This is a genomic window from Streptomyces sp. MA5143a, from assembly GCF_900290235.1.
In the GTDB taxonomy this organism is placed as follows: Bacteria; Actinomycetota; Actinomycetes; order Streptomycetales; family Streptomycetaceae; genus Streptomyces.
Genome location: NZ_OLMK01000063.1, coordinates 119254 through 134033, shown reverse-complemented (window position 1 = coordinate 134033; position 14780 = coordinate 119254). Strand labels below are relative to the sequence as shown.

The following is a 14780-nucleotide window of genomic DNA, read 5'->3' as shown; positions in this document are numbered from 1 at the left end:
GGCTCCCTATCTCTGCTCGTCTCTCTGTTGCTCTCCAGGCCCCCTCGCCGTCGAGTGGGCCGATCCCACAGAACCACCACAGAAACGGAGTATGCCCCCATGCAAGACCGCTACCGCGTCGTCACGGGGCCGCCGCTGTCCCCGCCGAGCGCCTCGGCCGAGAACCTCGAAGGCCTGGCAGCCGCGCTCAACGCCTTAGAGCACCCGGCCATCGCCGCCCTGGACGACCTCACGGCCGACATGGTGGAGCTTGCCTTCAACTCCCTGCCGCCCAGGGATCGGCAGCAGCTGCTCGGCGGCCTGGGCATCCGCTTGGCGGCCCCTCGACGGGTCAGCAGAGCCCTGTGCCGGGACGTTCTCGCCAGGCTGCGGCGCGAGTCGCGCCAGAACACCTGTACATGCGGGATCCAAGGACTCACCGTCACCGTGATGACTCAGGTCGGCAGGTTCGTGTTCGCGCAGGACGGTGAGACGGTTTCCGATCCCGTTTCCCGGTGGGGCGAGACGCTGGTCCGGGCTACGGTGTTCGCGTGGTGCAACGCCTCCGTCGCCGACGCCCACCTCCTCGCCTGGGCAGCGGACCAGGATTGGTTCGCGGCGACGGCCGACGACAAGGAATCGGCACAGCTCGCCGCTGTTGCTGCCGAGGCGCGGTCTCTCGTAGAGGCGCACCCGGGTTTCGTCCCCGGAGGAGCGGAAGACGAGGAACCGCAGCTCGTGAGCGACGGAAAGCCTGGACGCGCTGCCGTCGCCGACGGGCCGGTTACGAATGCCCCCGCCCCAGGGACCGCGGCACCGGAACCCTGTGCTCCTCACGACGTGGCCGCTGCGACGTCCGCAAGCCGCAGGACCACGGTGGGGATGGAACCGGAGGCGGCCTGCCGGCAGCTGGAGTCGGCTCTTGAACAGGCCCGGCAAGCGGCAGAGCAGGTGACCGGTGCGGTCGTGGACGGCCGCCCCCCGCAGGACGGGGACCTGGCCGCGTTGACCGCGCTGGGCGCCCTCTTCGACAACGTCGCCGGGGCGTTCCGCGCGGCGGGGATCGAGGGCGTGCCGCGCCGCCTGGGGGACATGACCCGCGCCGCACGCGCATACCGGGCGGCGCACGAGCGTGACCTCAAGGCACGTGAGGTCCTGAGGAAGCTGCTGGGTGTCACCTGCCGTCCGGACAGCCCTGCCGCCGCCGCCACGGAGGCCGTGCGAGACACGGCCCGCAGCCTGCTGGACGCACCGGTGTGGGAGCCGTCGCAGCGGGAGCAGAGCGCAGCGCTCGCCGCCCTGACCCGGCTCATCAGACTGGGGCGTCAAGCGGACGCCGCGGCGGAGATCCTGGCACTGCAGGAGCAGGTCGTGCGCGTGCTGCCCGCGTGCGCCATGGCGGCTGTCATGGCTCCCGAACTGACGTCGGCCCAGCCGGAGGAGGTCTGTAGCGAGCCCGCAGGGGCCAAGGCGGACGGCTCCACCGGACCCGCCGACAGTGCGATGACCATGGACCACGGGGCCGTGGAGCCGGTCGAGCAGGCGGAGGAGACCACCGACCACACCCCCGAGGAGACCGTGCGCAAGCCCGCCTCCGAACCGGAGGTTCCCGCGTCCCCTCGGACGGCGGCGCCCGAGCCGGCTCACACCACCGACACGAAGGCCGCGAGGACGGTCGGCAGCTCCCCGGTCCCGCGCACGGACCCGCAGAGGTCTGTGCCGGCACCCTCACCTACGATCCGTCCCACCGACGACGCGCCCACCCGAGAAGCGGCCCCGGCCGCGCGTGACGACTCCGACGCGGCCGTAGCCGAGCAGGCTCTGGCCCAGTTGGTCGTCGAGCGACGCTTCGGACTCGCCCACCACGTGGCGAAGGCCGCCGGCCGCCCCGAGCCACAGGTGGCGGCGCTCCGCCTGGCCGGTGCCGCCGCGCTGCTCACTTCCGGTGACAGCCAGGGTGCCCGGCTGACGGCTGACCTGCTGCAGGAGTACGGCGGATACGCGGGGCGGGAGACCGAGGGCAGCGAACTCCTTCTACTGCCCGCCCTGCTGCGCACCGCGCTGATCACCGGCGACCACTCGGCAGGCGCTCAGCTCAAGGCGCTGGTCCCCCGGCTTCCGGACCGGCTTGCGGAGGCGGCGACCGCTGTCGCCGACCGTGCCCTCAGCGGTGCTTTGATGAACGCCTCACCGCTCGTCTCCGACGTCTCCGGGACGGAAGCCCGGCTGCGGGAGTTGCGCGCGCAGAGCCGTGCCCTGCTCGCACCGCAGAGACTGCGCTTCGCGCGAGCGACGGAGATCGCCAAGCACTGGCTGGCCCCCGGCGACGGCATGCTCGGATCGCTGCTCACGACCGTCGTCCACGACAACCGCGACGCGATCCAGCAGGTGCGCGAGCATGCCGAGCGGCTGTCGAAACTGGCCGAGGTCAACAACGAGATCGACCGCATGGATCGTAGGCACCGCTCGCCCAGCGGCAAACCACTCCAGGGGTCGGGGCGGCAGGACCTGGTGCATCTTGTGGAGCGAGCCGTCAGCCTGGTCAAGGAGTGGTGCCTGGCGGTTGACGGTGCCCGCCGCGGCGATCGTTCCGATGGCAGCCGGGCGGTCAAGGAGGTCTCCTCCCTGCGCCAGTCCCTGCTGGACGGCAAGGAGTCGGCACTGGGTGAGCTGGAGCAGCTGGCGCGGCGCTCGGACGCCGTGTCGGCCGCGACGGCTTGGGCGGCGCGCTCCTCGATGCAGGAGCTGTTCGCCCTGCTCGCGGGTGAGAGCGCGACCACGCGTCCCGGCGGATCGGTCGCGACCGAACTGGTGCTGGACGCGGAACTGCTGAAGGTCTGCGACGCCCCCGACGAGCGACAGTCGCTTGACCAGCTTCTCGCTGCCGTCGAGCGGGGCTGGCAGGACGCATTCGCCGAGCGCCTCTCCCAGGATGCCTTCGCCGCGGCCCGTACCATCGTCGAGCTGGCCTCACGCGGGCTGCTGCCCGCCGCGCAGGCCGACGACTTCACCCCGCCCTCCGTCGCCGAGATCGACGAGCAGGAGGCGGTGCGGCGCACAGAACTGCGCCGGGAACACGACGAACTGGTCGCCGAGCTGCATCGCGCACAGGCCGACGGGGCTGTGACCGACGACCAGGACCTACTCCTCCAAGAGTTGCTCGCCGACGCCCGCGACCGACTCGACGGCACCGGTGCACACGACCTGAGGGACGTACGGCGGGCCCTCGACGCCGTACGGAGGGACCTGCCCGCCTTCCGTCAGCAGGCAGCCGACCGGATTCGGGCCCGGCTCGACGCTCTGGACCTCACCGCAGAGGAACGCGCCCAGGTCCTGCGTCACTTGGACACCGGCGGTCTGGCCACCGCCGCAGACCTCGTCTACTTCCTGGAGATCGGCGAACCTGTCCCGGAGATCGAGACCGGTGAGTCCCATCTGAACGAGTTCTTCCCGGCCGTCCCCGACGGGCTGCCGAAGGGCATCGACCGGGAGCTCGTCGACCTCGTCCGTTCCGGCGCCAAGCATCCGACGCTGCCCGTCCTGGACTACAGCGCACTGTCCACCGACGAGGCGGCCTTGGCGGCCGACGCCCTCGGCGCATGGCGGGAGCTCGGCGCGACCGAGCCGAAGGACCGACTCGAAGTGTCGGCGCGACGTCAGTTGCTCCCTGCCCTCAAACTCCTCGGCTACGACGCCAAGAGTGCGAGGCCGCTCGACGAGCGGTCGCCAAACCTGCGTCGACGCGAGTACCGCTTCTTCGAAGCGACCGACGTGGAGATCAACGGCAGGGCGAAGGCGCCCGCGTTCGGCTCGCAGATCGGGGAGCAAGGCGGCAGCCTCCGCGTACTCATGGTCTGGGGGCGCCCACACGCCAAGGTCGTCATGAGCTGGGCGGAGCGTGACACAAGCGGCGCGAGCCTGCTTGTCGTCTACTTCGGCACGTTGAGCCGCGAGGCCCGTGTAGAACTCGCCATGGGTTCAGACCAGTTGCAGCCTCTGCTCGTCGTGGACGACGCGGCACTCGCCTACCTGGCGGCCCGAGGCAACCGCCAGGTCAGCACGGCCACGCAGACGCTGCTGCCGTTCTCCGGCGTCAACCCGTACATCAGGGAGAAGCGTGGCCGGATCGGCGGCGAGATGTTCTACGGCCGTGACGCCGAGCGGAAGAGCATCCTCGATCCGCGCGGCACCCAGGTCATCTTCGGCGGCCGGGGCCTCGGCAAATCGGCGCTGCTCGCAGACGCCGGGGAGCGATTCACCGAGCAGCGCCCCGGCTACCACCAGGCGGTGTACGTCAACCTCGACCAGGAGAACATCGGCAAGGGCAGCTCGCTGGGCCCTGAGGCGCTGTGGAGCGTCCTGGACCGGGAGCTGACCGCCGCACAGGTACTGGGCCGACCGCAGAGCCGCAGGTCGAGTCGCGACATTTCGGAACGGGTTCGCGCCGCCATCCGAGCCTGGCTCGACGGGGACTCGCGGCGCAGGCTGCTGATCCTGCTCGACGAATGCGACCAGTTCTTCGAGGCGGATGCCCCCCGCTTCGACCAGACCAAGAAGCTCAAGGGCCTCGGCTCCGACACCAAGGACCACGCCAAGGTCGTCTTCGCCGGACTGCACTCCGTCCAGCGGTTCTCCAAGCTCGCGAGCAACGGACCGTTCGGCCACCTCGCCCAGACTCCGAAGGTGATCGGGCCGCTCGCACCCCAGTTCGCCGCTGAACTGCTGGTGGAGCCGATGCGGGCGCTGGGTTTCGAGTTCCAGGACATGGACCTGGTCAACCGGGTACTCGGCTACTGCTCCTACCAGCCGTTTTTGCTGCAGATGTTCGGTCACCGGCTGGTCGAGCTGATGCACCGCAAGCGGGCGCGGCGCGGAGCCGAGGGCCCCCCGTACACCGTGAGCGTCGCCGACATCGAGGTCGTGGAATCGGACGCCGGTCTCAGGGACAGCATCTCGTCGGCCTTCAAGGACACACTGAGCCTCGACCACCGCTACGACGTGATCGCCAACGTGTTGGCGTACCACGCCCGCCATCGCGGTCTGGAAGCACGACTCAGCGACGCCGAACTGCGCGAGGAGTGCGAGACGTTCTGGCGCAAGGGCTTCGAACAGCTCGACACCGAGGGATTCCGTGCCTATCTCTCCGAGATGGTGGGCCTCGGCATCCTCGCCCCCAACCACGACGGTCAGGGCTGGCATCTGCGCGGCCCCAACGCTCTGCGCATGATCGGCACTCCCAACGAGGTGGACGCCCGCCTGCTCAGGGCCGAAGAGGACTGCAAACTCCAGGAGAGCATCGTGCAGGAGGGCCGCCCCGAGCTGCCCGACGGCCGGCCGGCTCCGCTCACCATCACCCAGCTGGACGATCTCCTCGGTGAGCGCTCCAACCAGACAAGGGTCGTCCTCGGCACCACCGCCACCTGTGTCACCGACGTCGGCGATACCCTGCGTGCGGTCGCGGGGCGCATCGCCGACTGGAAGCTGCCGCCCGTCGGCAAGCCCAGCGCCTACAAGCAGGAGCTCACTGGCGGACGGCCCCGCGAACGGCGAGTGGTCATCAGCGACTTCGCCCGCTATCCGGCGCGCCAGGAGACGTGCCGAGAGGCCGTCGATCTGGCTGAGACGCTACTGCCCGCCACCCCGGGGGTCACCCGCGCTGTGGTCCTCGTCATCGACCCCACTCAGCTGGCCCTGTGGCGCACCCTGTTGACGGGAACCGAACCCACCACGGCGGCGCCCGTGGTGCTGCGCCGTCACGACGGCCGCAGCCTTCGCGGCTGGGCCCAGCGGGTCAACATGTTCCACACGGAAGACCGCCTGGACCGCCTCCATGAGCTGACCGGCGGCTGGCCTCTCATGGTCGGCCGAGCCCACCGCCTGCACGACGAACTGGGCGACCCCGATGAGGTCCTGCGCCGTTTGGCCGGCCTGCGCGCGGACCGGTCCGAGGCCCGCGCCTTCGCCGAGGCGACCGGCTTGTACGCGGACCAGCTGCTCGTAACGGGGTACCGGGCCCTGAACGACGAGTTCAGGGAGGGCCTGTTCGATCTGGAGGGCGCGGTGACCGCCGTGGCTCTCAAGCTCGAGGACGAGGACGAGGCGCGCTGGATCGTCAGCTGTCTCGGCGCGCTGCAGGTTTTCGACCGCGAGGACACCCAGCTGCGTCTGGAACCGCTGCTCCGTGAGTGCGTGGCGCTCCACGGGTGACACCGTGTGGCACGTACCGGCTGCCCCGGCGGTCGGTACGGTTCACGGTCCGGTTTTCCGGTGGCCGGCTCGGACGTGCAGGCGAGACGGCATGCCGCACTGTCCCACCGCGTTGCGCTGCACGCCTTCTCACAGAGACACGGCCTCCGAAGGGGCGACAGCCTCGAAGGCGCGGAGCCGCGCGTCGCTTGCTCAGGGACGGGCACGCCGACAGGTCTGCGCCGGCTGGCAGACAGTCGCCGCTGCCACCGAGCACACACAGATCGGCCGGCTCCGAGGCCTGGCGACCCGGCCCTGCCCTCGACAGGGCGCCCCGTCCCTCATTCATGCACCGTGAGTTTCTCCAGAACGACAGGGGCACCGCTGACAAGCGGCGCCCCTGTCCGCGCGTGGGGACCTATCCCGCGTCTTCTGCCAGCCTCACGGAAGCCGGGTCCGGTTTGTCGCCCAAGGCGGCGAGGAGGGCGGTGACCTCCCGCAGCCGGGTGCGGATCTCTGCCGGGGCCGGGGGCAGCTCGTACGTGCGGTAGTGGCATGCCGCGCTGAGCGCCGACCAGGTGGTGCGGCACCGGCGGGCGGTGTCGTGGCCCGCGTACCACTCCAGACACAGCATCCGGTGCTTGCCGATCCGGGTCATCGACGGAGTGATCCGCTGCCAGTAGGCGTCCAGGGCCTGGTCGAGCGCCATACGGAGCAGGATGGCGGCGGCACGGGCGCGCAGGCCGGGGACGAGGGGAGCGACGGTGCCCGGTGCGGGCTGCAGGAGGCGTCCGGCGGCGGTCACGAGGGTCTCCGGGGGCACGCTCATCGATCGCCTCCGACGCTCTGGGTGCCCCCGGCGCTCCCGGTCCCCGTGCTGCACCGGATCGCGGTCGCGAGGGCCTTGGTCCGGCGGACGAGATCCTTGCGGTCCTCGACGGTCGGCAGGGGCGTGTGGGCGCCCGAGTTGAAGAGCTGGATCAGCGTCCAACCCCCGGGACAGATCCGCTCGACGGCCGCACGGGCGTGCTGCTGTTCGTCGCCGAGCAGCGCGAGGGACACGTACGACTTGGTGCGGTCAAGGGACTCCACGCGCTTCTCGATCGCCCGCAGCCCGAGGCCCTGCTCGTCGCGGAGCCTGCGCCGCGCGGTCTCCAGGCAGGCGGCTTCGACAGCCACCCTGCACATGGCGGGCAGCACGTGGTCGGCCACGTCCTGCGGCAGGTTGAAGTCCAGGGAGACGGCCCGCGCCTCCGCGAGAGCCTGGTCCACCGGGTCGGTGAGCGTCTCCACGCCCACCACCGAGTCGGTCTGGCGGCTCACGCGCAGGACGGTCGCCTTGATGCCGAGGTGGGCGACGGCCTGCTGGAGCCGGGTGTCGTGGGTGAAGACGATCACCTGCCTGTCCCGGGCGCAGGCGTCGAGCACCCGGGCCAGTCCCTCGACCTTCTCGGGGTCCATGGACTGCACGGGGTCGTCGATGACGAGGAAGCCGAACGGGCTCTCGGCGTGCGTGGCGCGCGGCAGGAACAGGGAGAGAGCGAGGGAGTGCAGCTCGCCCTGGCTCATCACGCTGTAGGCCGGGGCTGACATCTCGTCCACGGAGACATCGAGGACGACCCTGCCACGGCCGGGCGTGCCGCCGAGAGTGACTGATCCTAGGGTGACGCTGCTGTGCTCGCACAGCCGCTGCCACACCTCCTGCGACCGCTGCGCGAAGGGCCGCAGCCGCTCGTCCCGCAGTTCGTCGATGATGGGGCGCAGCCAGGTGCGTGCCTTGCGGGCGTGCCTGCCCCGGTCGAGTGCGGCCTCCTTCGCCTCCGCCGCGCCGAGCCACTCGGCGAGCCGTACGGCGAACGGCTGCCAGGCCCCGTCATGCTCGGCGAGCTGCCGGGCGGCCTCCTCCCGCACCTGCCTGCACGCGTCGTCCAGTGCGGCGGCGGCACGCTCGACGCGGTCCGCCAGCTCCCTGGGGTGGGTGATGTCCCGACACTGGGCCCAGTCCTGCCACACCGTCGCGAGCGGGGAGGTCTCGCCCCGCAGCCACACCGGTACCGGCTGCACGAGGTCGTGTGCGGCCCGCACCGAGACCGACGTCTCCTGGCGGGCGGCCTCGGCCTCCGTGGCCGCCGCCTGGAGCCGCTCCACCTCCGCCCGCGTCTGCTCGGCCCACGTCCGGTCGAGCCGGTTCTCCGCGCCGCAGACCGGGCAGTCCGTGGTCCGGGAGCGCCGCTGGTGCTCGATCGCCGTCTCCAGCAGCCGGGCCAGGCGGCGGGCCTCCTCGGCACTGCCGTACCGGGCCTCCTCGGCTGCCGCGGCGGCCTCCCGCAGCCGGGCGACTGCTCCGCCGACCTCCGCCAGATCCGGTCCGGTCAGCGTCGCGTGCCGCCGCAGCCGGGCCAGCTCGGCCTCGGCGGCGGGGGCACGGCTCGCCAACAGGGCACGCACCCGGCCGAGGTCGGGCTTGGCCCCCGACAGCGCCTGCACCGCCTCGCGGGCCCTGGGGTCGTCGACCGCACCCAGGTCGGCGAGGAGCCCCGCGGTGAGGGCGACCGAGTGATCGACCGTCTGCTTGCACTCGGCGACGACGTCCTTGACCCGGCCGTCGAGCTCGGCGAGCAGTTCGAGCCCGAGGAGCTTGAAAAAGGCGTCGTGCAGCCCACCGAGCGTGCCGTTGATCATCGAACCGAGTTCGCTGTACGGCAGGAAGGGCCGGGCGAAGTCCAGCGCCTCGGCGTCGACGACCTCCTCCAGTTTGAGCTCCGTGCCGTCCGCCCCCTCGACCCGCGTGCGGGCCTCGTCGACCTTGACCCCGTGCCAGGTCCGCCGCAGGGTCACGGCTTCGCCCTGGTCACCGACGGACAGCACGACGGAGACCTCGGGGGTGACATCGGGACTGTGCAGGTTCCGCCAGCCCTTCTGCCAGTCGGTGGCCCGCTTCCCGTCCCACCGGGAGTTGCGCCCCGTCAGGGCGGTCTCGGCGGCCTCGGCGAAGCTCGACTTGCCGGAGCCGTTGGGCCCCGCCACGACGACCAGACCGGGCCCCGGCGGCAGTTCGAGGGTGGTCCGCGGCCCGATGCCTCGCCAGCTGGCCGCGGTGATGGACCGCAGCTGCACGGGTCCGGCACGCCCTCCACTGCTCCTGGACGACTCGTCGGGGACCAGCTCGCGCAGCAGGTCCCGTACCTGGGGGGTGAGGTCGGAGTGGTGGAGACGGTCGAGGAGGAGGTCGCGCAGGGACGCGGAGGGCTGCTCGGTCATGGTCGGGTCCCGTCGTGCGGGCGCGGCGGAAGGGGCCACGCGGGCTGTTGGTACGCCTTGTTGGCGCTACGAGCATGATGAAAGTACGTTAACGATGTCAACAGGCTTACGAGATTTCACGAGTTCGAACTTGTGTACACGCGGGGAGTGTCAGTCCTGTGGAGTGGGCCCACTAAGGTGACCGCATGTCCCCCGCGCACCTGCTGATCATCGGAGACCGCGCCGCGCTGAGCTGGGTCATCACCGAGCAGCGGATGGCTTTCCCGGCGGGCCGGGCCAGGACGGCGCGCACGCTGGGGCAGGGGGACGAGGTGTTCCTCTACAGCACGCGCGGCTGCTTCCGGAATCCGACCCGGGACCTGGGGCGCGTCATCGGCCGGGCGGCGATCGCCAGTCCAGTACACGTTCTGGACGAGCCGGTCGTCTTCAGCGGGCGCTCCTACTCCGAGGGTTGCAGCATGAAAGTGTCGGGACTGGCCCCGTTCCGCGAGGGCCTTGTCCTACGTGATCTGGTGCCGCGGCTGTCGGTCTTCCCCGACCCGGCCACCTGGAGCGTCCGCATGCGGCGGGCGTCGCTGACCCTGCCGCCGGAGGACGCCGAACTCGTGCGTACGGAGCTGGAACCGCTGCTGCGTCCGTACGACGAAACGGGCGAGGGGTACCGCTGGGAACCGGCGGCGGACTGACCCACTGCCCCGGGCCACGGGCTTTCCGTGCAATGTGACCTGCTCTGTCCAGACCGCAGCCAACGCCCACCCCCGAACCGGGTGCCCTGCGGGCCGCCATAGAAGAGCTCACGGCGAGCCGGATGCCGGCGTTCGTGCATAATCTCTCGTCTACGCGACCTGCAGCGCTCAGCGGGCCCAGCCCCTGGTGCCACAGCACACCTTCGTCCACACGTGGGTGTGTCCGTCGCGGTCCAGCGCTACCTCTCAGGAGCCGCTCGCCTGCATCACATGGAAAACCTGGTGAGCGGTGGGGTGGAGGATTCGACGGATGCCGTCATCGAGATAAGGAAGATGCAACCGGAGGCGGGCCGAGGCCGGCCTGTGACCGACTGGAAGTGGGAAACCTGAGCAGGGAGTACCTGACCGCCGGGCTCCCCGTCGGCGTCGTCGCGAAAGTGGAGCGCAGCGCCACTGAACTCGCCGCGCCGGCCCGCGAGGCCGAGACCGCAGGGAGCAGACCCGAGGACAGGCCCGGCGGGGCTGAAAAACTTCCCGATCTTCGGTGGACGTGCTTCGGTGGACGTGACTTCATCCAGTTCCTCGCCGTGCCCCGGCACGGGTGCGGCCAGATCTGCAACATCGTGAGGCACCAGTTACGGCACCTCCCAGCGGTTCGCCGGCTCGGTGTGGATCACGTGCGACGGCGAAGCGGGACGATAGACACACCGCCTCCACTTCTTGGGCCTCCCTGTTGACCTCCAGGCCGAACCCCGGGTTCCCGACTTCGCCTCGGAGCGGGCCGTACAAACATCGTGGCGCCCCCACCATGTACTTGGGGACGCCACGGACGCAGGGTGGGGCTCTTTACGCCTGAACGTGCGGTCCGAACGGCACAGCGGTACGCGCCTCCGAGATGCACGCGGCGGCGATGCCCAGGGCAGCGACCGTCATAGCTGCACCGAAGACGACGTCCGGGCCAGGGTCCTGGCCGAAGACATTGATCAGTGCCAGCACGGCGATGGCGACCTGGCCCAGCGCGACGACTCCCAGCCATCCCGCTCGCACGGGCCGCGGGGTACGTGCGCGGACCTTCTCCAGCCCGAGGATCGCGGCTGCGCCCACCAGGGCGATCACGATGCCGAGCAGGGTCACGGCGTACAACGCCGTGTCCAGCATCGAGGTGTCCGTGTGGTCGAGTTCGGCCGTGTCCGGCGGCAGGGCCGTGACCAGCACGGCGAACAGCCCGATGTAGGCCACCTGCAGGAACAAGAGGATGGGCGCCACGCGCCGACTGAGTACTGAGGTCACTTGTCGCTCCTGACGAGGTTGCCGCTCTTGATGATCCACAGGCTGCCATTCTTCTGGGCGTTCAGGCATGCCTTCTTGCTGCGGATGCCGGCACTGGTCTTGCCGTCGTTCTTGCGCCCGATGCCACGGCCGATGGAGTTGTTGCGCAGGTCCATCGTTTGATCGTTGCCCTCGGACTTGGACTCGTGCCGTGTCGCGATCTCGTACGCGTCCTTGGTGGAGAGGCGAATTTCCATCAGCGCGTTCCAGTAGCAGTGGCGGAACGCGTCACCCGTGCCTTGGAAGAGCGTCCTGTCCGGGTAGAGGTCCTGTGCCTTCTTGAAGGCTACGTTCGCCCTGTCGTGCGCTATCGAGCAGTCGTAGGGGTTCCAGAAGCAGTAATACCGCTCTGAGGGGGTGACGGCACCGTAGCCATGTCCCGGGTCCAGGAGCACCGGGTAAGCAACGGTCTGTCCTGGGGCCGGGGTGAGCGAGACGACGATGTCGTCGCCGGACAGTTTCATCGTGACGGGAACGGTGGTGCCCTTGGCGTCCAGAGCCAGCGGAGCGGTGATAAAGCTCGTCAGGCCGCCTTCGGCGCTTGAGATCATCATGGTGTTGTTCTCGCCCACGGTGATGACCTGTCCGGGGCCGAGCGCGGGCTGGTACGTGAAGGTTGTCGGGGCATCGGAACTGCGCAGCAGATGGAAGACCTCGACCGCGCTCGCGTTCTTGCGTATGGCGATGGTGTCCGCATCGGTTTGGGTGTTGGGGTAGACGACCAGGTTCGTGCTGCTCAGCTCCGCCGAGGAGGCGGTGGCGGCGGGCAAGTTGACGACCGTCTGGGTGTTTCCATCGGAACTGGTGCCAATGACGTCCTGATCGGCGCGTTCCGGAAGCTGTGCGATCGGCACGGCTTTGGCGGAGTCCTCGGTCTCCGCTTCCTTGGGGTCGATCTGCTCGACGAAGTCGGCAGGTGTGTCGTCGACGTCCGGGTGGCTCTCGTCCGCTGGGGGGTCCTCGACCAGGGTGTCATCGTCGGCCGGAGGGTGCAGCGTCTCGAAGAAGTGCGTCTCGGCGATGTCGTTGATGAACGCGGCGGAGAGGCTTCCCTTGATGGCGCCCACGAGGAAGGTGTACGTGCCCCACTCGGACCACACCCCGTTGGGGTTCTTCACTCGTGCGGTCAGAGCGTTCGCACCACGTGTCGCGGGTGTCAGAGAGAGCGTGGCCGTGCCTCCGGTGAGCATGGCGGCGCCTGTCGTGCCCTCGTTGAGGCGGTACTCGGCGGAGACCGCCTTGCCCGCCGGGTCGGAGATCTTGAAGGTGCCGCCCTGGCCCGCGTCGCCGTGCCACAGGCCGTCGGCCGGATACGTGCTGGACGACAGTGCGGGCGCGGCGGGAACAGAGGTGTCCACCGTGAGGGTGCGCCAGGCCGACCACGTACCGTTCCAATCGGTGCCGTCATAGGTGGCTGTGCGCCACTTGTACGACCCGGCGGCCAGCGTCGGCGCGGTCCACGAGCCTGTGGCTGCCGAGGCGGTGTACGGAGACTGCCCCGAGGCGATCTTGGTGGTGCCGTCGGCGTTCCACACCTCGATGGTGAAGCGGACGGTGTCACCGTCCGGGTCGGTGGCCTTCGCCGACAGAGTCGGGGTGGTGTCGGCCGTGACCGTGCCGCTGGCCGGGCTCACCGGCGATGCCACGCCCGGCTTGGTGTTGTACGTCACCGACAGCGCGGGCTCGGTCGGGCCTTGGGAACCGTCGACGTAGTTGGCGGATCTGAAGCGGCGCCAGGTCGAGGAGTCGGTCTCGTCCACCCCTCTGATCTGCAGCCCGTGGTTGGCCTCGCCGTCGGCCCAGGCCTGGGCGATGTCGGCCACGTTCCAGCGCATGAAGTTCGCAGGGCAGGCCGCGTCGTGGCCGTACGACGATGTCGAGACAGCGGCTCCGGCGTCGGTCGTGGTCGGTTGAGCACCCCAGGTCACGGCGCTCGGGTCCCAGCTTTCGGTGATCCGCCGCGCTGTCACGCCGGAACCGGTGGTGGAGCAGCTGGAGGACCAGTACGAGTGAAGCCGCAGCTCGGCGCTGAGAATGTGCTTGCCGACGTGCTTGGACACGTCGAACTTCACATAGGAGCGGGCCTTCGTGGTGCCGACGTCGTACGTGCCTGCCTTCAGTTCCGTAGAACCGCGCTGTGAATCCGGGTAGTTCGTAGCCACCCAGGTGTCGGTCGATGCCGCAAGTGTGGTCGTCGGGTCGATGGTGACCGGGTAACTGACAGTCGGATCCGAGAGGAACTCATGACTCGGGCGCAGCACGAGGACGGTACCCTTCGCGGTCTCCTCCACCGTGGTGGCGATCTCCGCGGAGCGGGCCGGATCACCGGACTTGGAGTCCGTGCCGCTGCCCCACATCCGGGGTGCCGGTGCACTGGCTACGAGGTCGCCGTCACCGTCTTCCAGACGAAGGTGGCGTTGGCTGGTCTTCTCCAGGTCCATGCCCTCCAGAGTGACGGGCAGCCGCAGTTCGACCGGCTCGGTGGGCCGCTTCTTGAGGATCAGCGACTCGGTGAACCCGTGCGGTAGAGCGGTGACGTGCAGGTCACCGTCCGGGACGACCGACGGATATACGGCGGTGGCCCCGTTCACTCGGGGTTCCGGCAGATCCCTGCCCCAGTCCAGACCGAACGTGAGCGCACCCCTGCTGACCGAGGCGAAGTCCCCCGAACCGCCGTCCGACAGAGCCACATCGGCGACAGCGGTCTTCGGCTCCAGACTGCTTCCCGTGTCGACGAGCGTGGTGTCGATGGGCTTCCACTGCCCGCCCTCCCGGACCCGAATGTCACCGGACGCGGTTTCAGTGGTCAGACTGCCGTCCGGGTTGACCCACGTCGTGGAGTCGGCTGCGCGCTCGGACACGGCCTCCACACGCTGACCACCCAGCACAGCGGCCAGCCGGGCGGACTGGACGTCCGGAGCCTCGGTGACCTTCTGCCGCGCAGCCTTGCTCTGAGAAGAGCTCTTGTCCGCCTTGGACGTGGAATCGGCTGCGTAGGTCGCGCCTGCCGCGTGGACGGCGAAACCGAAAGACAGGGCCAACGATGTGGCCGCCATTGTGAACCTTCCGTTCACAAAACCCCCTATATGTACATGCTTTACGCATGCCAATGCGTCATCCGCAAAGCTGATGAGCCAAGAGGATCTTATGTAAGGAGTACGTAAAAAGCTCGCTCCATAAAGGCGATCGAGAGCGGCAAATGACCTATATCTCCCGTGACTTCACGCACATCGAAGGACCGACTGAATCAGATAACTCGTCGGCGAATACTGCGACTGATACTGCTGTCATGCCGCGAGCACTCGGTACGCCGCGCTGAGCGCCGCCGCGGGGGCAAGC

At 69.5% G+C, this 14780-nt stretch carries 6 protein-coding genes; 2 read left to right on the top strand and 4 right to left on the bottom strand.

The genetic code is table 11. From position 1 onward, the window contains the following. Positions 1 to 99 precede the first annotated feature (99 nt). The gene (locus SMA5143A_RS25965; protein WP_107465261.1) at positions 100 to 6186 is read left to right on the top strand and encodes a hypothetical protein; all 6087 of its coding nucleotides are present in this window, start codon (positions 100 to 102) and stop codon (positions 6184 to 6186) included. 397 nt (positions 6187 to 6583) lie between these two features. On the opposite strand, the gene SMA5143A_RS25960 is transcribed toward SMA5143A_RS25965, so the two are convergent. After that, the gene (locus SMA5143A_RS25960; RefSeq protein ID WP_146193954.1) at positions 6584 to 6994 is read right to left on the bottom strand and encodes a hypothetical protein; all 411 of its coding nucleotides are present in this window, start codon (positions 6992 to 6994) and stop codon (positions 6584 to 6586) included. Next, the gene (locus tag SMA5143A_RS25955) at positions 6991 to 9426 is read right to left on the bottom strand and encodes an ATP-binding protein (protein WP_107465259.1); all 2436 of its coding nucleotides are present in this window, start codon (positions 9424 to 9426) and stop codon (positions 6991 to 6993) included. Before SMA5143A_RS25955 ends, SMA5143A_RS25960 begins: the two co-directional genes overlap by 4 nt. 185 nt (positions 9427 to 9611) lie before the next feature. On the opposite strand from SMA5143A_RS25955, the gene SMA5143A_RS25950 reads away from it, so the two are divergent. Next, the gene (locus SMA5143A_RS25950) at positions 9612 to 10112 is read left to right on the top strand and encodes a hypothetical protein (protein ID WP_107465258.1); all 501 of its coding nucleotides are present in this window, start codon (positions 9612 to 9614) and stop codon (positions 10110 to 10112) included. 846 nt (positions 10113 to 10958) lie between these two features. Here SMA5143A_RS25950 and SMA5143A_RS25940 read toward each other — a convergent pair. Together SMA5143A_RS25940 and SMA5143A_RS25935 are read right to left on the bottom strand one after the other, a co-directional pair. After that, positions 10959 to 11402 (bottom strand): hypothetical protein, encoded by a 444-nt coding sequence (locus SMA5143A_RS25940; RefSeq protein WP_146193953.1) that lies wholly within the window; start codon positions 11400 to 11402, stop codon positions 10959 to 10961. Next, a complete protein-coding gene (locus SMA5143A_RS25935; RefSeq protein WP_181362014.1) occupies positions 11399 to 14482 on the bottom strand; it encodes a DNRLRE domain-containing protein in 3084 nt (1027 codons plus the stop codon). Before SMA5143A_RS25935 ends, SMA5143A_RS25940 begins: the two co-directional genes overlap by 4 nt. Positions 14483 to 14780: the final 298 nt, after the last annotated feature.

Bases quoted from the DNA above. Each gene is read 5' to 3' on its own strand.
- SMA5143A_RS25955 (WP_107465259.1), bottom strand. From the start codon at position 9,426: ATGACCGAGCAGCCCTCCGCGTCCCTGCGCGACCTCCTCCTCGACCGT.
- SMA5143A_RS25960 (WP_146193954.1), bottom strand. From the start codon at position 6,994: ATGAGCGTGCCCCCGGAGACCCTCGTGACCGCCGCCGGACGCCTCCTG.
- SMA5143A_RS25950 (WP_107465258.1), top strand. From the start codon at position 9,612: ATGTCCCCCGCGCACCTGCTGATCATCGGAGACCGCGCCGCGCTGAGC.
- SMA5143A_RS25965 (WP_107465261.1), top strand. From the start codon at position 100: ATGCAAGACCGCTACCGCGTCGTCACGGGGCCGCCGCTGTCCCCGCCG.